The sequence below is a fragment of the Streptomyces natalensis ATCC 27448 genome, assembly GCF_000935125.1.
In the GTDB taxonomy this organism is placed as follows: domain Bacteria; phylum Actinomycetota; class Actinomycetes; order Streptomycetales; family Streptomycetaceae; genus Streptomyces; species Streptomyces natalensis.
Genome location: NZ_JRKI01000003.1, coordinates 215,954 through 236,844 on the forward strand (window position 1 = coordinate 215,954; position 20,891 = coordinate 236,844).

At 71.1% G+C, this 20,891-nt stretch carries 17 protein-coding genes; 8 read left to right on the top strand and 9 right to left on the bottom strand.

Going from position 1 to position 20,891, the window contains the following annotated elements; all coding sequences use genetic code 11:
• Positions 1–3: 3 nt before the first annotated feature.
• Positions 4–588, bottom strand: coding sequence for a hypothetical protein (locus tag SNA_RS01955; RefSeq protein WP_030064515.1), 585 nt, complete (start codon positions 586–588; stop codon positions 4–6).
• 109 nt (positions 589–697) lie between these two features.
• Between SNA_RS01955 and SNA_RS01960 the strand changes: the two genes are divergently transcribed.
• Both SNA_RS01960 and SNA_RS01965 read left to right on the top strand, forming a co-directional pair.
• Positions 698–1,297 carry a PadR family transcriptional regulator gene (locus SNA_RS01960; protein WP_030064514.1) on the top strand — a complete coding sequence of 200 codons (600 nt, stop codon included), beginning with the start codon at positions 698–700 and terminating at the stop codon, positions 1,295–1,297.
• Positions 1,298–1,343: 46 nt separating this feature from the next.
• Positions 1,344–1,886 (top strand): RNA 2'-phosphotransferase, encoded by a 543-nt coding sequence (locus SNA_RS01965; RefSeq protein ID WP_030064513.1) that lies wholly within the window; start codon positions 1,344–1,346, stop codon positions 1,884–1,886.
• Between the two features lie 22 nt (positions 1,887–1,908).
• Here the strand turns inward: SNA_RS01965 and pspAB are convergent, their stop codons facing one another.
• Positions 1,909–2,472 carry a PspA-associated protein PspAB gene (gene pspAB, locus SNA_RS01970; RefSeq protein ID WP_030064512.1) on the bottom strand — a complete coding sequence of 188 codons (564 nt, stop codon included), beginning with the start codon at positions 2,470–2,472 and terminating at the stop codon, positions 1,909–1,911.
• Positions 2,473–2,514: 42 nt separating this feature from the next.
• On the bottom strand, positions 2,515–3,414 hold the full coding sequence (gene htpX / locus SNA_RS01975) for a zinc metalloprotease HtpX (RefSeq protein WP_030064511.1): 900 nt from the start codon (positions 3,412–3,414) through the stop codon (positions 2,515–2,517).
• 281 nt (positions 3,415–3,695) lie between these two features.
• Between htpX and SNA_RS01980 the strand changes: the two genes are divergently transcribed.
• Together SNA_RS01980 and SNA_RS01985 are read left to right on the top strand one after the other, a co-directional pair.
• On the top strand, positions 3,696–4,604 hold the full coding sequence (locus tag SNA_RS01980) for an LLM class flavin-dependent oxidoreductase (protein ID WP_044362771.1): 909 nt from the start codon (positions 3,696–3,698) through the stop codon (positions 4,602–4,604).
• Between the two features lie 175 nt (positions 4,605–4,779).
• Positions 4,780–5,658, top strand: coding sequence for an HAD hydrolase family protein (locus SNA_RS01985; protein ID WP_030064509.1), 879 nt, complete (start codon positions 4,780–4,782; stop codon positions 5,656–5,658).
• A 37-nt stretch (positions 5,659–5,695) separates the two neighbouring features.
• Here SNA_RS01985 and SNA_RS01990 read toward each other — a convergent pair whose 3' ends face one another.
• From SNA_RS01990 to SNA_RS02010, 5 genes are all read right to left on the bottom strand, one after another.
• A complete protein-coding gene (locus tag SNA_RS01990) occupies positions 5,696–6,823 on the bottom strand; it encodes a M23 family metallopeptidase (protein ID WP_051877182.1) in 1,128 nt (375 codons plus the stop codon).
• A gap of 163 nt (positions 6,824–6,986) precedes the next feature.
• A complete protein-coding gene (locus SNA_RS01995) occupies positions 6,987–8,666 on the bottom strand; it encodes a GAF domain-containing sensor histidine kinase (protein ID WP_030064507.1) in 1,680 nt (559 codons plus the stop codon).
• A 54-nt stretch (positions 8,667–8,720) separates the two neighbouring features.
• On the bottom strand, positions 8,721–12,347 hold the full coding sequence (gene cydD, locus SNA_RS02000) for a thiol reductant ABC exporter subunit CydD (RefSeq protein WP_037788889.1): 3,627 nt from the start codon (positions 12,345–12,347) through the stop codon (positions 8,721–8,723).
• Positions 12,348–12,360: 13 nt separating this feature from the next.
• Positions 12,361–13,410 carry a cytochrome d ubiquinol oxidase subunit II gene (gene cydB, locus SNA_RS02005; protein ID WP_044362792.1) on the bottom strand — a complete coding sequence of 350 codons (1,050 nt, stop codon included), beginning with the start codon at positions 13,408–13,410 and terminating at the stop codon, positions 12,361–12,363.
• 9 nt (positions 13,411–13,419) lie between these two features.
• Entirely contained in the window at positions 13,420–14,928 is a 1,509-nt protein-coding gene (locus SNA_RS02010; protein WP_030064504.1) for a cytochrome ubiquinol oxidase subunit I, read from the bottom strand.
• 244 nt (positions 14,929–15,172) lie between these two features.
• On the opposite strand from SNA_RS02010, the gene SNA_RS02015 reads away from it, so the two are divergent.
• Positions 15,173–15,541, top strand: a complete 369-nt coding sequence (locus SNA_RS02015; RefSeq protein WP_030064503.1) for a cyclophilin-like fold protein — start codon at positions 15,173–15,175, stop codon at positions 15,539–15,541.
• A gap of 101 nt (positions 15,542–15,642) precedes the next feature.
• Here the strand turns inward: SNA_RS02015 and hisC are convergent, their stop codons facing one another.
• Positions 15,643–16,722 carry a histidinol-phosphate transaminase gene (gene hisC / locus SNA_RS02020; protein WP_030064502.1) on the bottom strand — a complete coding sequence of 360 codons (1,080 nt, stop codon included), beginning with the start codon at positions 16,720–16,722 and terminating at the stop codon, positions 15,643–15,645.
• Positions 16,723–17,094: 372 nt separating this feature from the next.
• Here hisC and SNA_RS02025 point away from each other — a divergent pair, with 372 nt between their 5' ends.
• From SNA_RS02025 to SNA_RS02035, 3 genes are all read left to right on the top strand, one after another.
• Positions 17,095–18,195, top strand: coding sequence for a LacI family DNA-binding transcriptional regulator (locus SNA_RS02025; protein ID WP_044362795.1), 1,101 nt, complete (start codon positions 17,095–17,097; stop codon positions 18,193–18,195).
• A 353-nt stretch (positions 18,196–18,548) separates the two neighbouring features.
• Positions 18,549–19,589, top strand: coding sequence for a metallophosphoesterase (locus SNA_RS02030; protein WP_063752453.1), 1,041 nt, complete (start codon positions 18,549–18,551; stop codon positions 19,587–19,589).
• 203 nt (positions 19,590–19,792) lie between these two features.
• Positions 19,793–20,797 (top strand): hypothetical protein, encoded by a 1,005-nt coding sequence (locus tag SNA_RS02035; RefSeq protein ID WP_063752451.1) that lies wholly within the window; start codon positions 19,793–19,795, stop codon positions 20,795–20,797.
• Positions 20,798–20,891: the final 94 nt, after the last annotated feature.

The following is a 20,891-nucleotide window of genomic DNA, read 5'->3' on the forward strand; positions in this document are numbered from 1 at the left end:
GCGTCATGCCTCCTGAAGGCCGGACCGCGCAGCGCCCCGGTCCCGCAGGAATCGGGCGCGGGCCCGCTCCGGGTACGAGGCGGTGAAGCGGGCCGGAAGAACGAATCCGGCGATCTGGATCGGGATGGAGGCCAGCAGGCCCAGGTGCTGGGCGCTGACGACCGCGTGTGCGGCAGTGCTGAGGGTGAAGGACAGCGCCCAGACAGCGGTGATCACGACATTGATGTGCCGGAACAGCGGGGTGTGCCAGACCTCCGGCGGGGCCATCCGGCGCGCGATGGCCATCGTGAAGGGGCGGCGGACGGCTATCGACGCCCAGGCGATCAGCGCCAGCCAGCCCATCGAGAGGGTGGATCCGTACTGATGCAGACCACTGTGGGGCCGGGCGAAGGCCAGGGCCGCCAAGGCCACGAAGAACACGATCGTGCCGTATTCCAGCAGCCGGAACTCCAGGGAGAGCCCGCCGGCGCGGTCGGCGAGGAGCAGCGCCACGGAGACGACCAGCGCCGCCAGCGCCCCCCACTGCCAGCCGAACGACCCCACCCCTGCGAACACCAGCCACGGAATGAAGCCCCGCAGATAGCCCATGATCCCCCCTCTTTTCCGGACCCGACACCGGCCCACATTCCAACTTCGACATGTCGAAGATAGAAGGTCCTTCTTTGACATGTCAACAGTGGAAGGTAATGTGATGGCCATGAGCCTGAGACACGCCGTGCTGGGCCTGCTGGCGGAGGCCCCTGCCAGCGGCTACGACCTGATGAAGCTGTTCAACGCCTCGCTCGCGAACGTCTGGCCCGCCACACAGAGCCAGGTCTACGGAGAGCTGACCAAGCTCACGGCAGCGGGCATGGCCGAGGTCGCCGCCGAAGGCCCCCGCGGCCGCAAGGAATACGCGATCACCGACGCCGGACTGGACGAACTGCGGCGCTGGATCATCGAGGTCGAGCCCAGCGGACCCCCACGCTCCGACGGGCTCCTGCGGGTCTTCTTCCTGGGCGTCCTCACCCCGCTCGAGGCCCGTACATACCTGCTGTCCCGCGCCGAATCCGCCTCCCGTACGCACAGCGCACTTGAGCAGCTCGACAAGAACCTCCCCTGGGACGACGACATGATCTCGGTCTACGGGCGTCTCGCGCTGGACTACGGCCTGCGCCAGTCGGCAATGCAGGCGGACTGGGCCCGCTGGGCCGCCGAGGAGATCGGCCACGCCAGGGCACAGGCGGCGAGCGAGCGGGTCAGGAAGGGGCGCGAGCATGCCGAGGAGTCAGGGGAATCAGGGGCGGATAACGCCTGATCGAAAACCGGATGTCGCGGATCGCACCGAGCGGCACTCTGGAGGCATGAACCCCCAGCGCTCCGTGCGCATTTCCAAATATCTGGCGAAACACCTGCGGCATGAGCCGGAACGGATCGGCATCACTCTCGACGCCCAGGGCTGGGTGCCGGTACCGGAACTGATCGAGGCGGCCGCGCGGCATGGATTCCGCTTCTCCCGGACCGAGTTGGAGGCGGTCGTCGTGGAGAACGACAAGCGGCGCTACACCATCAAGGACGGCCGCATCCGCGCCAACCAGGGCCATTCGGTCCGTGTCGACCTCGATCTGCCGCCGGCCGAACCGCCCGCGCACCTCTTCCACGGCACGGTCGCCCGCAGCGTTGCCGCGATCCGGCAGGAGGGCCTGCGGCCGATGTCCCGGCATGCCGTCCACCTCTCGCCGGACCGTGAGACCGCGACCCGGGTGGGCACCCGGCGCGGCAAGGCCGTGGTCCTGACCGTTGACGCGGGCGCGATGCACAAGGCCGGCCATGTCTTCCAGGTCAGCGCCAACGGGGTCTGGCTCACCGCTCGGGTAACGCCGGAGTTCCTCCGCTTCCCGAGCTGAGAAGGCGGAACGAAAGCCCAGCTCACAGCCCTGGTGCGCCCCAGACCGGGAACCACCGCGCCAGGTCCTTCTCGATCGTCAGATCGTCCCCGAGCATCGCCCGCACCTGAAGCTCCAGCGCGTTGTCCCGCTTCTCGCCGGCGCCCGGCTGCGGGGCGAACGGGTAGAACGTGCCGCGTTTGTAGAGGTAGACCAGCGCCAGCGAGCGGTCCTTCCCGTCGCGGAATCCGATCAGCGAGCACAGCAACTGGGGGCCGAAACCCGCCTCTTCCAGCGACGTATTGACCGCGTGCAGGTCATTGACCAACCCCGCCACGTCCTGCTCCGGGTGCCGCGCCAGCAGCCAGGTGTAGCCGTACGCGTCCTGGGAGAACTCCACCGAGCCGTCCAGCAGCCCCCGCGCCTCGTCCTCGATCCGGGAGAACGCCCCGCCCTCCACGCTTGCGAAGCACACCGAGCCCAGGCCGGTCGGCCGAAAGCCCGCCGCGGCCTCCAGGGTGACGGCGGCGGACGGCAGCGCGAAGAGCTGGTCGAGATCGGGGCGTACCGGCTTGCTGCGGCCCAGAAGGGCATCCAGAAATCCCATGCGTGACCTGCTTTCCTCTCTTCGGTTCCGTTACGGAGCCGCTCACGGCCGCCCCAGCTGCGCCGCGATCCGGCCGAGCTGGTCCAGCCGCTGTTCCAGCGTCGGGTGCGACGACAGCAGCCGGCTGACGGTCTCCTGGTTGAACGCCGGGGCGAAGAAGAAGGCGTTGAACGGCTCGACCTTCCGCAGGTCCTCGGTCGGGATCCTCGCCATCTGCCCGGTGACCTTGGTCAGCGCCGAGGCCAGCGCCGACGGGCGACCGGTCAGTATCGCGGCCGCGCGGTCCGCGGACAGCTCGCGGTAGCGGGACAGCAGCCGGGTGAGCAGGAAGCTGATGGCATAGACGACCACGCTCACGGCGGTGACGATCAGTACGGCGATGGCGGCGTTCTGATCGCGGTTGTTGCGGCCGACTCCGCTCCACAGGGCGGCCCGGGTGATGATCCCCGCCAGCACACCGAGGAACGACGCAATGGTCATCACCACGACATCGCGGTGCGCGACATGCGAGAGCTCATGCGCCAGCACGCCCTCCAGCTCCTCCGGCTCCAGCCGCCGCAGCAGCCCCGTCGTCGCGCACACCATCGCGTTCTTCTGATTCCGGCCGGTCGCAAAGGCGTTGGGCACATCCGAATTCGCGATGGCGACCCGCGGCTTGGGCATATCGGCCAGCGCACACAGCCGGTCGACGGCACCGTGCAGCTCGGGGGCCTCCTCCGGTGTGACCTCGCGGGCACCCATGCTGAACGCCGCGATCCGGTCGCTGAACCAGAACTGCGCGACGAACAGACCCCCGGCGATGATCAACACCACCGCCCAGGCGCCCTTGAGCAGCACCACCAGCACGCTGACGACCACGACGTACAGCAGTCCGATGAAGAACATCGTTGTGACCATGCGCGAGGTCAGTCCGCGGTCGGGGGCGAATCGGGTCTGTGCCATGGCTCCTCCACATCGCACCGCGCTTCGGGCAGCCGCCGGACCGCTTCGCGCACTTCACCCGCGCGCCACGCTCCGCGCACTGCGCCGCTGACCCGATTCTCCCTCTTCACCGCTATATGCGGGGTAAAGCCCGGCGCTATGTTTCACGTGAAACACCGCGCACGCACTCAGCGACGGAACCGCAGGTCCGACCTCCCCGGCAGGCCACGGGCCCAGCGGGGCGCCCCCTCCCGGACCGGAGCCACCCCGGGCTTTCCGGCCCTCCCCGTACGCTTTACGCCATGAGCGCTCCCCTCCGACTGAGCACCGTGATCCTTCCCGTCCGCCGCTGGCACGAGGGCGGCCGCGAGCAGTGGCAGCGCGCGGAAGAGCTCGGATTCCACACCGCCTACACCTACGACCATCTGTCCTGGCGGTCCTTTCGCGAGCAGACATGGTTCGGCGCGATACCGACGCTGACCGCGGCCGCTGCGGCCACCTCGCGGCTGCGCCTGGGCACGCTGGTGACCTCGCCCAACTTCCGGCACCCGGTCACCCTCGCAAAGGAACTGATCACCCTCGACGACATCTCCGGCGGCCGGATCACCCTCGGTATCGGCGCCGGCGGCAATGGCTTCGATGCCACCGCGCTCGGCCAGGAGTTCTGGACACCGCGCGAACGGGCGGACCGCTTCGGCGAGTTCGTGCCGTTGCTCGACCGGCTGCTCACCGAGGACGCCGTCTCCCACGAGGGCACGCACTACTCGGCCGATGAAGCGCGCAACATCCCCGGCTGCGTGCAGCGTCCCCGTCTCCCCTTCGCCGTCGCCGCCACCGGTCCGCGCGGACTGCGGCTCGCCGCACGCCACGGCCAGGCATGGGTGACGACCGGCGACCCCAAGATCTCCGCGACCGGCACCCCCGAGGACTCCGTGGAGGCCCTCCTCGGCCAGATGGAGAAGCTGGAGAAGGCGTGCTCGGACGTCGGCCGGGACAGCGCGGAGCTGGACAGGATCCTGCTCACCGGCTTCACCCCGGACGGCGGCCGCCCGCTGGAGTCGCTGGACGCGTTCGTGGACTTCGCGGGCCGCCACCGTGCGCTCGGCTTCACCGAGATCGTCATCCACGCACCGATACCGGACTCCGTGTTCGCCGCGGACCAGAAGGTGTTCGAGCGGATCGCCACCGAGGCCCGGTCCCAGCTCGGGTGACCAAGGGTGCCAGGGGCGCCGGGCCCGCCTGTGCGGCTCGGGCGGGCGCCCACGCGACCGGCTCGGACAGGCGCCCGCCCGGGCTCGCTCCGCAGGCTCGGGCGCGGGCCCGCCCGGCAGCTCGGACGCGCGCCCCAGCGCACACCTGTGCGGCCCGGTAAGCGAAGATGGCCCCGTGACTGACGCCTCCGCCACGCCGCCCGAGCCGGTCGTTCCGTCCCGGCCGACCCGGCTGATCGCCACCGACCTCGACGGCACGCTGCTGCGCGACGACAAGACGGTCTCCGACCGCACCATCGCCGCGCTCGCCGCCGCCGAGGAGGCCGGCATCGAGGTCTTCTTCGTCACCGGCCGCCCGGCCCGCTGGATGGACGTCGTCAGCGACCATGTGCACGGCCACGGCCTGGCGATCTGCGCAAACGGCGCGGCCGTCGTCGACCTCCACCGCGGCCGCCGCATCGTCGAGGTCAGTCCCCTGGAACAGACCGTCGCGCTGGACGTCGTCACCGCGCTGCGCACCGCCGCCCCCGGCACGTCCTTCGCCGTCGAGCGCACCGGCAGCTTCCACCACGAGCCGGGCTACCCGCCCCTCCACCTGGACCCGACCGCCATAGTCGCCCCGGCGGAGAAGCTCCTGGCCGAGGACTTCGCCGCGCCCTCCGCCCCGGAAGGCCCCGGCCAGCCGGTGCTCAAGCTGCTCGCCCACCATCCCGACCTCGACCCGGACGCCTTCCTGACGCTGGCCCGTGAGGCCGCGGGCAATCTTGCGTCCTTCACCCGCTCCAGCCCCACCGCACTCCTGGAGATCAGCGGCCGCGGCGTCAGCAAGGCCGGGACCCTCGCCCGCTGCTGCGTGGAGCGCGGGATCTCCCCCTCGGAGGTCGTCGCATTCGGCGATATGCCCAACGACATAGAGATGCTCACCTGGGCCGGGACGTCCTACGCCATGGCCAACGCCCACCCCGACGTACTGGCCGCCACCACGCGTCGTACGGCCTCCAACAACGACGACGGCGTCGCGCTCGTCATCGAGCGCATCCTGCACCCCCGCTGAGCGGCGCATCCGCCCAGCCGGACGCCCGCGGTGGGCCTCACACCGTGACCCCGTGCTCGCGCAGCCACGGCACCGGGTCGACGCCCGACCCCAGAGAGGGCGTATGCCGCACCTCGAAGTGCAGATGCGGACCCGTGGAGTTTCCGGTGTCACCGGACAGCGCGATCCGCTCCCCGGGGGCGACCTGATGTCCCGGCCCGGCCAGCACGGCCGACAGATGCGCGTACTGGGTGTACAGGCCGTCGTGATGGCGTACGACCATGCTGATCCCGAAGCCGTCGCCGCAGCTCAGGCTCTCGATACGGCCCGCGCCCACGGCGCGTACGGGCGTGCCCACCGGCACCGCGAAGTCCTGGCCCGTATGGCGGGAGGCCCAGTGGGCGCCCGAGCCGCCGAAGGGGGAGGACAGCTCGTAGTTCTCCACCGGGCGCGTCCAGGGATCGCTCGGGGCGACCACCGGGGCGGCCGCCCTGGCCGCGGTGGTCACCTCGCTCGGCAGCGTGCCGCAGCTGCCGCTCCGGGACACCTGCGAGGCCAGCCGCCGCAGCATGTCGCGGGCCGAATCCAGGCCCCGGTCGGCCCGCGCCCGCGCCTGGCCGAGCCGCTCGCGGTCGGCGGCGAACGCGGCCGCGCGGGCACTTGCGAGCGCACTGCCGTCCGCCAGTACGCGCCCCGCGCGCCGTAGAGTGCCCAACCGGGCTGCCAGCGCCCGCTCCCGCCGCGTCGTCTCCTCGTACATGCTGACCAGCGGTTTGTGGTCCTCTGCGGCCGCCTCGTGCACGGTGTACGCCACCAGGCTGCCGGTGCGGTACTGCGCGTCGGCGATCGCACCCACCCGTCGGCGGAGCGTCGCGGCCAGCCGCCGGGCCCGGTCCAGCTCCCGGTGCAGCCGGCCGCTCTCGGCCCGCTCCAGCAGCTCCGCGCGCCGCCTGGCCTCGTACGAGCGGCTCACCCGGCGCGACGCCTCGCCCAGCCGGATCACCTCCAGGCTCACATCGGCCAGCCGTCGCCCGGGCGAACGGCCCGACATCACGCGCGGTCCGGCGGCCGCGACGGGATGGTCGCCGACGGGGTGCCACCGGATGACGGCCGCCCTCGCCTTCGGGGCGGACGGCGCGGAGATTCCCACCGCTGCCGACACCACCAGGGCGAATGCGCACAGCATGCGCGCCCCTGCCCGTTGTACCCCCCGCTCCTTCCGGTACGCCGATGAATGCATAGGCCGAGATTGGTCCGAAATGCACCAGAACCGCCGGACCTCAGGCCCCTACGGCCCGTCCAAGCCCCGAACGGGCGAGCGCCGCCCCCTACGGGCGCCTGCCACTCCCCTACAGCGGTGCCTCCCACGTCACCTTCGTCCCGCTGCCGCCCTCGCCCAGCCCTGGGCCGTACGTACTGGACCCGCCGAGCGACTCGGCGCGCCGGGCGAGGTTCTTCAGACCGCTGCGGCGGCCGCCCGGCGGGATGCCGATGCCGTCGTCGGCGACGGTCAGCCGGACCCCGTCGGACCCGTCCGGCAAGGTGATCGTGGCGTCGACGACGACCTCGATCCGGGCGGCCTGGGCGTGCCGGAAGGCGTTGGAGAGCGCCTCGCGCAGTGCGGCGATGAGGTTCTTGCCGGTCAGCTCGCCCACCCGGGAGTCGACCGGGCCGATGAAGTTCGCCGACGGCTGGAAGCCGAGCGGTACGGCGGCGGTGCCGATCTCCCGCAGGACCCTGGTGCGCAGCCCGGACGGCGCCTCGGCCGGGCTCTGCTGGAGCGCGAAGATCGCGGTCCGGATCTCCTGGATGGTCACATCCAGCTCGTCGACCGCCTTGCCGACGCCCTGTGCCACCTCCGGCGCCGTGGACTTACGGTGCGCGCTCTCCAGCATCATTCCGGTCGCGAACAGCCGCTGGATGACCAGATCGTGCAGGTCACGGGCGATCCGGTCGCGGTCCTCGAGGACCGCCAGCCGCTCGCGGTCGCGCTGCGCATCGGCCAGCACCAGCGCCAGTGCGGCCTGCGCCGCGAACTGGGTGGCCAGCGTCCGCTCGGCGGCGGTGTACGGGCGGGCGCCGCGGTTGCGCGGAATGGTGAGCGTGCCCAGCACCCGGCCGCCGCTCTTGAGCGGCAGCATCATGCTCGGGCCGAAGCGCGGCGCGATGGCCGTCACCATCCGCGGATCGGTGGCCGAGTCGTCCACGAACACCGGCTCCCCGGCGAGGAGTTGTTCCGCCACCGGGCTGTCGGGCGGGATATGCGTGCCCATGATGCCGGTGGGGTCGTCCGCGGACACCGCGACGATCTCCAGCCCGCCCTCGTCGTCGGGCAGCAGCACGATGCCGGCCGCCGACTCCGCCAGCCGCTGAGCCTGTTCGGCGACCACCGCGAGGGCGTCGTCGACATCGCTGCCCGCCAGGAGTTCGGTGGTCACCGCGACCGAACCGTCGATCCAGCGTTCGCGCTGCCGGGTCGCCGCATGCATCCGGGCGTTGCCGATGGCGATCCCGGCCTCGGCGGCCAGCACCCGGACCATGTGCAGGTCCTCCTCGCTGAACTGGCCGCCGCCGCGCTTCTCCGTGAGATAGAGATTGCCGAAGATCTCGCCCTGCACCTGGATCGGCACCCCCAGGAACGTCCGCATCGGCGGATGCCGCGGCGGGAGTCCGGCCGAGCGCGGATCCTGGCCGAGATCGGCCAGGCGCAGCGGCTTGGGGTCGTGGATCAGCGCGCCGAGCAGGCCCTTGTGGCCGTCGGGCAGGGCGCCGATCCGCTGGTGCTGCTGCGCGGTCACGCCGTAGGTGACGAAGTCCGACAGCCCCTCGCGGGTTTCGTCGATGATCCCGATCGCGGCGTAGCGGGCGTCGGCGAGTTCGGCGGCCGTCTGCGCGATCCGGTCGAGGGTGATGTGCAGATCGAGTCCGGCGCCGACCGTCCGCATCGCCTCCAGCAGGTGCGGGATCCGGGAGGTCAGCTCGGACGACAGTCCCTGGAGACTGCGGGTGACCTCGGTGGCCGCGTCCATCGGGTCCGGGGGTCCTGTCGTTGCTGCCATGCCATGAGCCTAATAAGGAGACATTTACCGGGCCATTTCCACCGGAACCGCCGCCACCGGCAGCGCCGCATCGGCCGCCCGCTCGCGTTCCAGCATCCTGCGGAACGGGCCGTCGGCCGCCGCCAGCTGTGCATATCCGCCGCGCTGGACGACCCGGCCGCGGTCGAGGACCAGCACTTCGTCGACCGCGTCGAGGCCGGTGAGGCGGTGGGTGATCAGGACCGTCGTACGGCCCTCGGTCGCGGCCAGCAGATCGGCGGTCAGCGCATCGGCGGTGGCCAGGTCGAGATGCTCGGCGGGCTCGTCCAGGACGAGCACCGGGAAGTCCGCGAGCAGCGCGCGGGCCAGGGCCAGCCGCTGGCGCTGGCCGCCGGACAGCCGGGCGCCGTGCTCGCCGACCATGGTGTCCAGGCCATCAGGCAGACCGCGCACCCAGTCCGCCAGCCGCACCCGGCCGAGCGCGTCCCACAGATCGCGGTCGCCGTCGTCCGCCGCATCGGGGCCGCCGCGGCGCGCGAGTTTGAGGTTCTCCCGCAGCGAGCTGTCGAAGAGGTGCGCGTCCTGGGCGCACAGCCCCACCAGTCGCCGCACCGCATCACCGTCCATGGCCTGGGCGTCCGTCCCGGCCAGGGTGTACGCCCCGGCCTCCCGGTCCAGGAAACGCAGCAGCACCTGCGCCAGCGTGGTCTTGCCGGAGCCGGACGGACCGACCACCGCCAGCCGCCGGCCGGCCGGCAGGGTGAAGGAGACGCCGTCCAGTGCGGGGGCGGTCTGCCCGGAGTGGCGCGCGGTCAGCTCGCTCACGGTCAGGGGGAACGGCGCCTCGGGAGCGGCCGCGGGCGTGGCCGGTTCGCGCACCGGCGCCGGGGCGTCCAGCACCTCGAAGACCCGCTCGGCGGCGCGCCGGGTGCGCTGGCGGTACTGCACGGCGAGCGGCAGCCCGGCCACCGCCTCGAACGCGGCCAGCGGGGTGAGGACGACAACGGCCAGCGCGACCCCGTGCAGTCGGCCCTCGTGCACGGCCTGTACGCCGACCACCGCGGACGCCGCGACGGTCAGCCCGCACAGCAGCGCCGAGAACCCGGCGCCGGTGCCGGCCGCGGTGGCCGAGCGGGACGCGATCCGGGTCAGGTCCTGGTCCGCGCGCCGGGCCGCGTCCGTACGGGCCGTCAGCGCGCCGGCCACGGTCAACTCGGCCGTTCCGGTGAGCAGATCGACGACGCGGGTGGACAGAACGCCCCGTGCGGGCGCCAGCTGACGCTCCGCCCGCCGGGCGAGCGCGGCCGACACCAGCGGAGCCCCCGCCCCCGCGAGCAGCAGCCCCGCGGCGAGCACCGCACCCGCCTCCGGCAGCAGCCAGCCGGTGAAGCCGACGGCGCCCGCGCCGACCAGCACCGCGGCGCCGACAGGCAGCAGCCAGCGCAGGAAGTGGTCCTGTACGGCGTCGACATCGGCGACGAGCCGGGAGAGCAGATCGCCGCGGCGGCGCTCCTTGAGACCAGCGGGCGCCAGCCGCTCCAGCCGCCGGAAGACCGCGACGCGCACATCGGCGAGCATCCGGAAGACGGCGTCATGGGCGACCAGCCGCTCGGCGTAGCGGAAGACGGCCCGTCCGATGCCGAACGCCCGGGTCGCGGTGACCGCCACCATCAGATACAGCACCGGCGGCTGCTGCGCGGCGCGCGAGATCAGCCAGCCGGAGGTCGCCATCAGGCCGACCGCGCTGCCCAGCGCGAGGCTGCCGAGCAGCAGAGCCAGCGCAAAGCGCGACCGGCGGGCCCGGGCCATACGGCGCAGCCGGGCCAGTGCTGGAGCCGGGGCCGGGGTGGCCTCAACGTCCGTGTCAGCGGCGGAGGTTGTGGGGGCAGCGGACCGCCGAGGCGGCCCGGCCGGTGTTTCACGTGAAACATTCGGCGCCGGGTCCGACGGCACGACCGGATCCGCCAGCCGCACCACCCGGTCCGCCACCGCCAGGAGCGCCGGCCGGTGGACGACCATCAGCACCGTGCGGCCTACCGCGAGACGGCGGACGGCGGCAACGACGGCCTCTTCGGTCTCGCCGTCGAGGTTCGCGGTCGGCTCGTCCAGCAGCAGGATCGGGCGGTCGGCGAGGAAAGCGCGGGCGAGCGCGAGGCGCTGGCGCTGGCCGGCGGAGAGCCCGGCGCCCGCTTCGCCGAGGGGGGTGGCCGTGCCGTGCGGAAGCGCATCGACAAAGTCCAGCGCCCCGGCATCGCGCAGGGCGGCCCGTACGGCCGCATCGTCCGCATCCGGCCGGGCCAGCCGTACGTTCTCGGCGATGGTCCCGGCGAACAGGTGCGGATGCTGCGGCACCCAGGCGATCCGCCGCCGCCAGCTTTCGGGGGAGAGGGAGGCGATGTCCCGGCCGTCGGCCAGGGCGCGGCCCTCGGCCGGTGCGGTGAGGCCGAGGAGCACGCTCAGCAGCGTGGACTTTCCCGCGCCCGAAGGGCCGACCAGGGCGACGGTCTCACCCGGCCCGACCTCGAACGAGGTCGCGGGAAGCGAGTCGGCGCCGCGGCCGGGGTGCCGGACGACCAGGTTCTCGACGGCCAGCGCGGTGCCCTCGGGCGCCGGTGCGGTGCCGGACGCCGGCAGCGGTGTCTCCAGTACGGCGAAGATCTCCTCGGCGGCGGACAGCCCCTCGGCCGCGGCGTGGTACTGCGCACCCACCTGCCGCAGCGGCAGATACGCCTCAGGCGCCAGGACCAGCACCATCAGCCCGGTGTAGAGGTCGAGTTCACCGTGCACCAGCCGCATGCCGATACCGACCGCGACCAGGGCGACCGAGATGGTGGCGAGCAGTTCGAGGGCGAAGGAGGAGAGGAAGGCGATCCGCAGGGTGCGCAGCGTCGCGCGGCGGTATTCGCTGGTGATGGCGCGGATGGAGGCGGCCTGAGCCTTGGCCCGGCCGAAGATCTTGAGGGTGGGCAGCCCCTCGACGACGTCGAGGAAGTGCCCGGAGAGCCGGGCGAGCAGCCGCCACTGGCGGTCCATCCGTGCCTGAGTGGCCCAGCCGATGAGGGTCATGAACAGCGGGATCAGCGGGAGGGTGACGACGATCGTCGCGGCCGAGATCCAGTCGCCCAGGACGATCCGGGCGAGTACGGCGACGGGGACGACGACCGCCAGGCCCAGCTGCGGCAGATAGCGCGCGAAGTAATCGTCGAGGGCGTCGATACCGCGGGTGGCCAGGGTGGCCAGCTCGCCGGTACGCATCTCCAGCGTGCCCGCCTCTGCCGCGCCCGGGTCGTCGGCCTGCCGGCCTCCCGCGTCCTGGCCCCGCCCGTCGGTCTCCGTACGGCGGAGCGTGGCGCCGGGCCCCAGCCGCGCCGCCCGTTCGAGCAGCCGCATCCGCAGCTCGGACTTGACCGCGGCGCTCGCACGGTGCGCGGCCAGTTCGGTGAGCCAGGACACCAGCCCGCGGCCCGCGGAGACCGCGGCGAGCAGCGCGATGGGGGTGGTCAGGGCGCCGAGACCGCGGCCGTGCTGGAAGGCGCCGACCACGATCTCGGCGATCAGCATCGCCTGGCCGATGACCAGCCCCGCTCCGGCCAGCCCGAGGGCCACCACCGCGACGAGGAACAGCCGGGTGGCGCGGGCGTGGCGGAGCAGGCGCGGGTCGATCGGTTTCACGTGAAACCTCCCGTCAGCTGGCGGGCGTCGGAGTGTGGGTGTCGGCGCCGGTGGCGCCGGGGACATGGGGCTCGGCGAGGTGCTGAGTGCCGATCCGCTTGCGGAAGACCCAGTACGTCCACCCCTGGTAGAGCATCACGATGGGTGCGGCGATCCCGGCGCACCAGGTCATGATCTTCAGGGTGTAGGGGCTGGACGAGGCGTTGGTGACCGTAAGGCTCCAGCTCTCGTGCAGCGTCGACGGCATGACGTTCGGGAACAGCGTGAGGAACAGCATGGCGACCGCGGCCGCGATGGTGATCCCGGAGAACGCGAACGCCCATCCCTCGCGGCCGAACCGGTTGGCGACCAGCGCCGCGACGAGCGCGACCACCGCGACGATCATGACGATCAGGCTGGTGCCGTCTCCCCTGTCGGCCTGGGTCCAGGCCAGGAAGGCGACCGCGACCATGGCCGCGAGCAGCCCGAGGACGGTCGCCATCCTGCGCGCCCGCTCGCGGATGTCGCCCACCGTCTTGAGCGAGGCGAACACCGCGCCGTGGAAGGTGAACAGCGTCAGGGTCGTCAGGCCACCCAGGATCGCGTATGGGTTGAGCAGGTCGAGGACGCCGCCGACGTACTCCTTGTGCGCGTCGATCTTCACACCGTGCACGATGTTGCCGAACGCGATGCCCCACAGCACGGCGGGCAGCAGCGAGGTCCAGAAGATCGCGGTCTCCCAGTTGCGCTGCCACGACTCCTCGGCCCGCTTGGCGCGGTACTCGAAGGCGACACCGCGCACGATCAGGCAGACCAGGATGAGCAGCAGCGGCAGGTAGAAGCCGGAGAAGAGCGTGGCGTACCACTCGGGGAAGGCGGCGAAGGTGGCACCGGCCGCGCTGAGCAGCCATACCTCGTTGCCGTCCCAGACCGGGCCGATGGTGTTGATCAGGACGCGCTTCTCGCTGCGGTCCCGGGCGAGGAGCTTGGTGAGCACGCCGATTCCGAAGTCGAATCCTTCGAGGAAGAAGTACCCGGTCCACAGGAACGCGATGAGGACGAACCAGATGTCATGGAGTTGCACTGTCGCCTCCTAGTACGAGAAGGCCATGGGCCGGTCGGCGTCCGCGGGGTCGCCGCCGATCCTGGTGGGCGGGTTGAGGTCGGAATCGGTCAGCTCCTGGGGGCCGGCCTTGACGTACTTCACCAGCAGCCTGACCTCGATCACGGCGAGGATCGCGTAGAGCGCGGTGAAGACGGCCATCGAGGTGATCACCTCGCCCTGAGAGACGCCCGGCGACACGGCGTCGGAGGTGCGCAGGACGCCGTAGACGACCCAGGGCTGGCGGCCCATCTCGGTGAAGACCCAGCCCCAGGAGTTGGCGATCAGCGGGAAGCCGAGGGTGACGAAGGCGAGCGACCAGTACCACTTGGTCAGGCGCGGGCCCAGTTCTCTGTTCTTGGTGAGTGCGAGCCGGGGTGGTTCCTCGTCCCCGGTACGCAGCCTCGGGGCCAGCCAGAACTTCTTGCGGGTCAGCCAGAGGCCGGCCAGCCCGAGGGCGAACGACGACATACCGAAGCCGATCATCCAGCGGAAGCCCCAGTAGGCGACCGGGATGTTGGGCCGGTAGTCACCGGGGCCGAACTTCTGCTGCTCGGCCTTGTTGACGTCGTTGATGCCCGGGACCGGCGAGCTGAAGTCGCTGTGCGCGAGGAAGGAGAGCAGGCCGGGCACCTCGATGGCGACCGTGTTGTGGCCCTTTTCCACATCGCCGTAGGCGAAGACGGAGAACGGGGCCGGCTCCTCCTTGTCCCACAGCGCCTCGGCTGCGGCCATCTTCATCGGCTGCTGCTTGAACATGACCTTGCCGAGCTCGTCACCGCTGATGGCGGTGAGCAGTCCGGCGATGACCAGGGTGACCAGGCCCAGGCGCAGCGATGTCCGCATCACCTTGATGTGCTTCTTGCGCATCAGGTGGTACGCGGAGATGCCGACCATGAAGGCGGCACCGGTCAGGAAGGCGGCGGTCAGCGTGTGGAAGGCGACGACCAGGGTGGTGTCCTGGGTGAGCACCTTGAGGAAGTCGGTGAGCTCGGCGCGGCCGGTGTGGGCGTTGTACCGGTAGCCGACCGGGTGCTGCATCCAGGAGTTGGCGGCGAGGATGAAGTACGCGGAGAGGATGGTGCCGATCGAGACCATCCATATGCACAGGCAGTGGATCTTCTTGGGGAGCTTGTCCCAGCCGAAGATCCACAGGCCGATGAAGGTGGACTCGAAGAAGAACGCGATCAGCGCCTCGAAGGCGAGCGGGGCACCGAAGATGTCGCCGACGAACCGCGAATAGTCGGACCAGTTCATCCCGAACTGGAACTCCTGGACGATGCCGGTGACGACGCCCATCGCGATGTTGATCAGGAAGAGCTTGCCCCAGAACTTGGTCGCCTTGAGGTACTTCTGCTTCGCGGTCCGCACCCATGCGGTCTCCAGTCCGGCCACCAGAGCGGCGAGAGAGATCGTCAGGGGGACGAACAGGAAGTGGTAGACGGTGGTGATGCCGAATTGCCATCGCGCCAGAGTCTCTGGCGCCAGCGCCAGTTCCACGTCGCTTCCTCCTTACGTCGCCGTGCAGGACGGCATGTCCCTTGTGCGTCTGCGTACCGACACAGTCCGGGTGAGCTTGTGAACGCGTTCACATTCACAAGCATTATTACTCATGGCTCTACACCCTTCGATAAGGGGGGTACGTGACCACCGTCACGCCGGAATCCATGGCATGCGAATCCTTATCCCGGGCTTACTGCGGCACCCTTCCCTCACCCTTCAACATATTGTTGAATTCGTCGCCATGAAGATCCGTATCTCCTGGCCGGCAGGGCACACCACCGCAACCCTCGACGACACCCCGACCGCCGCGGCGCTGCTCGCGGCGCTGCCGATCGACGGCACCGCCCATACCTGGGGCGAAGAGGTCTACTTCGACACCGGGCTCACCCCCACGCTGGAGGCCGACGCCCGCCAGGTCGTCGAGCCCGGCACCGTCGCCTTCTGGACCGAGGGCAACGCGCTCGCGCTGCCCTACGGCCCCACGCCGATATCCCACGGGGAGGAGTCCCGGCTCGCCTCGCCGTGCAATGTGCTCGGCCGCCTCGACGGCGACCCGCGCGTCCTGGCCACCGTCCGCGGCGGCGACGCGATTCATGTGCACAAGGCCTGAGACCCCCGCCCAAGCGTGAGGGCCGCGGGTCACCCGACCCACGGCCCCAGCGCGCCCTCGGCGCAACTCCTTACGAAAGCCTCGACAGCGTCCGCAACGCCTTACAGCGCCTTGCGGAACTCCGCCGCCGCCTGCAGGAACAGATCCATCGCCGCGCTCTCGCCGATGGTCACCCGCACTCCCTCACCGGGGAACGGCCGCACCACCACCCCGGCGCGCTCACACGCCGCCGCGAAGTCGACGGTACGGTCCCCCAGCCGCAGCCAGACGAAGTTGGCCTGCGTCTCGGCAACCGTCCACCCCTGTCCGGTCAGCCCCTCGACCACCCGCGCCCGCTCGGCCACCAGCGCATCGACCCGCTCCAGCAGCGCCGCCTCGCTGCGCAGCGACGCCACCGCCGCCTCCTGCGCCAGCTGGCTCACCCCGAACGGCACCGCCGTCTTGCGCAGCGCCGCGGCCACCGGCTCGTGTGCCACCGCGAACCCGACCCGCAGCCCCGCCAGACCGTACGCCTTGGAGAAGGTCCGCAGCACACACACATTGGGCCGGTCACGGTAGAGCTCGATGCCGTCCGGCACCTGCTCGTCGCGGATGAATTCGCGGTACGCCTCGTCCAGTACCACCAGGACATCGCCCGGCACCCGGTCCAGGAATGCCTCCAGCTCTGCGCGGCGTACGACGGTGCCGGTGGGATTGTTGGGGTTGCAGACGAAAATCAGCCGGGTCCGGTCGGTGACCGCGGCGAGCATCGCGTCCAGATCGTGCACCTCACCGGAGGTCAGGGGCACCTGGACGGGAGTGGCCCCGGAGACCTGCGTGACGATCGGGTACGCCTCGAACGAGCGCCAGGCGTAGATCACTCCATCGCCGGGTCCGGCCGTCGACTGCACCAGCTGCTGGGCCACGCCCACCGAGCCGGTCCCCGTCGCCAGATGCGACAGCGGCACCGAGAAACGCTCTGCCAGCTCCGCCATCAGGCCCTTACATGCCATGTCCGGGTAGCGGTTGAAGGACCCGGCCGCGGTCACCGCGCTCTCCAGGACGCCCGGCAGCGGCGGATAGGGGTTCTCGTTGGAGGACAGCTTGTAGGCCGCGGGACCGTCGGCCGCCGCGGGCCGGCCCGGCTTGTAGGTGGGGATGCCGTCCAGCGCAGCACGCAGCTTCGGGGTCTTCTCGCTCACCGCAGGTCCTCCTCGACCGTCCCGCTCGACTCCAATACTGCACACCTTATGAGGATTGCCCCGCCGGGCGGCAGCCCCCGCATCCTCCGTTCCACCCCGCGCACTGGCCCCACCGAGCGCTCCCCGTCCGATTGCGCGCCGGTGGTTTGCGCCCTGGCGCGCATCCCCCGTGAAGGTGACTTGAGACCTCTTCGAGACCTGGACCGATGACCAGGCAGGGACGGCCGGAATCTCTATCTATGATCGCAATGGCCCTCAACTACCTTTATTTCAAAGGAGATTGATGCCTAGTCACCATGCAGAAACGTACCTTTTAAGAAGCCGTGGAAGGCTCCCGCGATCGGCCCTGCCGAGCCCTACTATCGGCTCGCCATGACAGCAGCAGGGAAGCACCAGGTGAGCCGGTCGACCGGTCGCCGGCTGGGACGGGCGGGCATCCGGGACGTGGCCGCCGCAGCCGGAGTATCCATCACGACTGTCTCCGACGCGCTCAACGGCAAGGGCCGGCTTCCGGATGCCACCCGTAGCCATGTCCGCGAGGTGGCCGAGCGGCTGGGCTATCGCCCCTCCGCCGCCGCCCGCACCCTCCGTACCGGCAAGTCAGGACTGCTCGGTCTGACCGTGACCACGTACGGGGATGAACCTTTCACCTTCACCGAATTCGCATATTTCGCCGAGATGGCCCGAGCCGCCACCTCCGCGGCGCTGGCCCGCGGCTATGCGCTGGTCATCCTGCCCGCGACCTCCCGCCACGACGTGTGGTCCAACGTCGCGCTGGACGGCACCGTGGTCATCGACCCCGCCGACGGCGACCCCGTGGTCACCGAACTCGTCCGGCACGGCATCCCCGTCGTCTCCGACGGCCGCCCCGGCGGCGCACTGCCCGTCACCGGCTGGGTCGACAATGACCACGAAGCGGCGGTGCTCGGCCTGCTCGACCACCTCGCCGACGCAGGAGCCCGCCGCATCGGCCTGCTGACGGGCAACACCACCGACACCTATACCCGGCTCTCCACCACCGCGTATCTGAGCTGGTGCGAGCGGGTGGGCCAGGATCCGGTCTACGAGTCCTACCCGGCGCACGATCCGTGCGCGGGCGCCGTCGCCGCCGACCGGCTGCTGGCCCGCCCCGACCGGCCCGATGCCGTCTACGGCCTCTTCGACCCCAACGGCACCGACCTGCTCGCCGCCGCCCGGCGCTACGGACTGCGCGTCCCCGAGGATCTGCTGCTGGTCTGCTGCAGCGAGTCCACCGTGTACGCCACCACCGAGCCGCCCATCACCACTCTGTCGCTCAAGCCGCGGCGTATCGGCACGGCCGTCGTCCAGATCCTCATCGACGCCATCGAAGGGCTCGACGACGACCGGCCCATCGAACAGGTGATACCGACCGATCTGATCGTGCGGACCTCGTCCCAGCGACGCTCGGCGCGGACCGCCATCAATCCCCCGCGCGGACCGGCCGGCGCGTGAGCCGCCGCCGTCCCATGATGATTCACACGTAACATCGCCGCTCACGCACCTCGTTCGCTGAGGAAAAAACAGGGCGATCCCGGGAGAAATCCGCCGTGAACGCCGGGCTACGGCGGATTGATCACCCCCGGGTGCGTCACAACCTGCGACCGGCATTCCTATGATGGGCGCACGACACCGCGGACCGCCGTCGACCAGGCAAGGTCCGAGAGGTGCACGGCGGCGCGACGGTGGAGGGGTCGATGACTCAGGGGGCCAGTCAGGGACCCATGGTGTGGACCATGGCGGGACAAACTCCGGCATCTCCTGTGCCGCCCGGACCGCATTCCGGTGCGCCCGCGGGACCGCCGCCGATGCCGCCGGCCGGCCCGCCGGTGCATCTGCCCGCCGGCCCCCCGACCGCACCTCCGCTGGTGCCGACCCCCGCCGCTCCGGTCGAGCTGCCCGAGGAGTACTCCCCGACCGCCCGCGACCTGCCGGTCATCGGCGCGGGCCGCACGGACACCCTCATCGACCGCCCGGCCGCCGACTTCCTGCCGGCCACCGAGACCGCGGCCGACCAGGACGTACCGGAGGGCATGGGCCCCCTGTACGTCGTCGGCGACGTCCACGGCTATTACGACGAGCTGTGCGAGGCGCTCGGCGCCGAAGGGCTGATCGACGCCGACGGCCACTGGGCGGCCGGCAACGCCCGCCTGTGGTTCCTCGGCGACTTCACCGACCGCGGCCCGGACGGTATCGGCGTCATCGACCTGGTGATGCAGCTCTCCGCCGAGGCCGCGGCGGCCGGCGGCTACTGCAAGGCCCTGATGGGCAACCACGAACTCCTGCTGCTGGGCGCCAAGCGGTTCGGCGACACTCCCGTGCAGTCCGGCGCCGGCACCGCCTCCTTCCAGGCCGCCTGGCTCCTCAACGGCGGCCAGAAGTCCGACATGGACCGCCTGGAGGACCACCACCTCCAGTGGATGGCCCGCCTGGACGCCGTGATGGAGGAGGACGGGCATCTGCTCGTGCACTCCGACACCACCGCCTATCTCGAATACGGCGACTCCATCGAGGCCGTCAACGACACCGTCCACGATGTCCTGACCCGCAGCGACGCCGACGAAGTCTGGGATCTGTTCCGCAAGTTCACCAAGCGCTTCGCCTTCCGCGACGAGGACGGCTCGCAGGCCGTACGCGAACTCCTGCACGCCTACGGCGGCGAGCGCGTCGTCCACGGCCACAGCCCGATCCCGTATCTGCTGGGCGAGGTCGGCACGGAGGACGGCGAGGGCGAGAGCGCCGCCGTAGACGGGCCGCATGTCTATGCCGACGGACTCGCCATCGCGATGGACGGCGGCGTCACCATGGCCGGAAAACTGCTGGTCTGCCAACTCCCCCTGGCGGGCTGAACGTACCCCGGGGCGGCTGTGCACCGGACCGTCAGGCTCCGGATTGCGGTGGATTCCGGTCGCGGCATTGCTCAATTTCCGCAAACTCACTGTCACCGTGTGCCGGAGGCGCTCTACCATCGGGCTATCCGTAGCAGGCTCTCCTCCGTTTCCGCCCACTGCCCGGCCCAGCCGGCCCGTACGGCCCTACGGAGCATCGGGGGATGCACATGAACAGCGCTCCGCACCTGCTGAACGAGGACCGCGCGGAATTCGCGCGGCTCCTCGATGAGGCTCTGCGCACTGCCGGAGAGGGCCCGGACGGCCTCGCCTCCGGCACCGGAAAGCACCTGAGCGCCGAGCAGTTGCGCACCATGGCCCTCAGCGCCACCACCGCCATCGCCGCCTGTGCGACGGCCGAATACCAGCGCTATGTCCAGCTGCGCGCCGCTCTGCGGGCACCGGCGGCGGCGCCGTCCCCGGGCAGGGCGGCGGCCGTGGACGGGGATGCGGCGTCCGAGGGGGCGACAGGTTCGGCCACCGGCACGGGCTCCGTCGCGGCGTCGGGCACCGACGCCGGCACCGGCACCGGCGAGGTGACGGCCCTGGGCGAGACCGCGGAGAGTGCCGGCGCCGGGCTTGCCGCCATGAGCGCCGTTCTGGTCCCGGTCCTCGCCGGCATCGCCGCCGTGCTCTTTCTCCTCATCGGTTATGTTCTGCGCGCCGTCGGCCCGGACGCCTCCATGGCCCGGCCGCTGATCAGCGTCGGCTGGATTTTCGCCGTGCTGACGGCGGCGGGCGCGCTGGTGGCGATGGCCGGTCTCGTCGTCACGGCCCTGCGCAACGGTTCGACTGCGTCCCGCGCCTCCAGAGCGGACGAAGCCCTCGCCTTGGACCTCGACCACGCCCACGACGCCTGGCGCCACGCCCTCCTCGAACGCGGTCTCCTGCCCTTCCTCAGCGAAGCCCTCGCCGACACCGACCCCAGCGCCGACCCCGCCGATTACGTCCCCCGCCCGGCCCCCGCTCCCGAGAACCGCATCCCCACCCTCGGCTACTCCCGCCCCGCCTTCTCGAGCCGGGACAGCGGTTCTTCGGGATCGCCCTCCCGTCCGCGCTATTCCAGCCCGGACTTCACCAGTCCGGAGTACGGGGGATCGGGTGCGGGGCCTGGAGCGGGGTCAGGTTCGGGATCGGGATCGGGCTCCGGTGGAGGGGCGTCGGAGTAGGGCGGGCCGCTACGGCCGTCGCTGACAGCCCCTCCGCCCGTACGCGAACCGGCGCCGTCCGACGGGCATTTCGCCCCGGAGCGGCGCCGGTGCA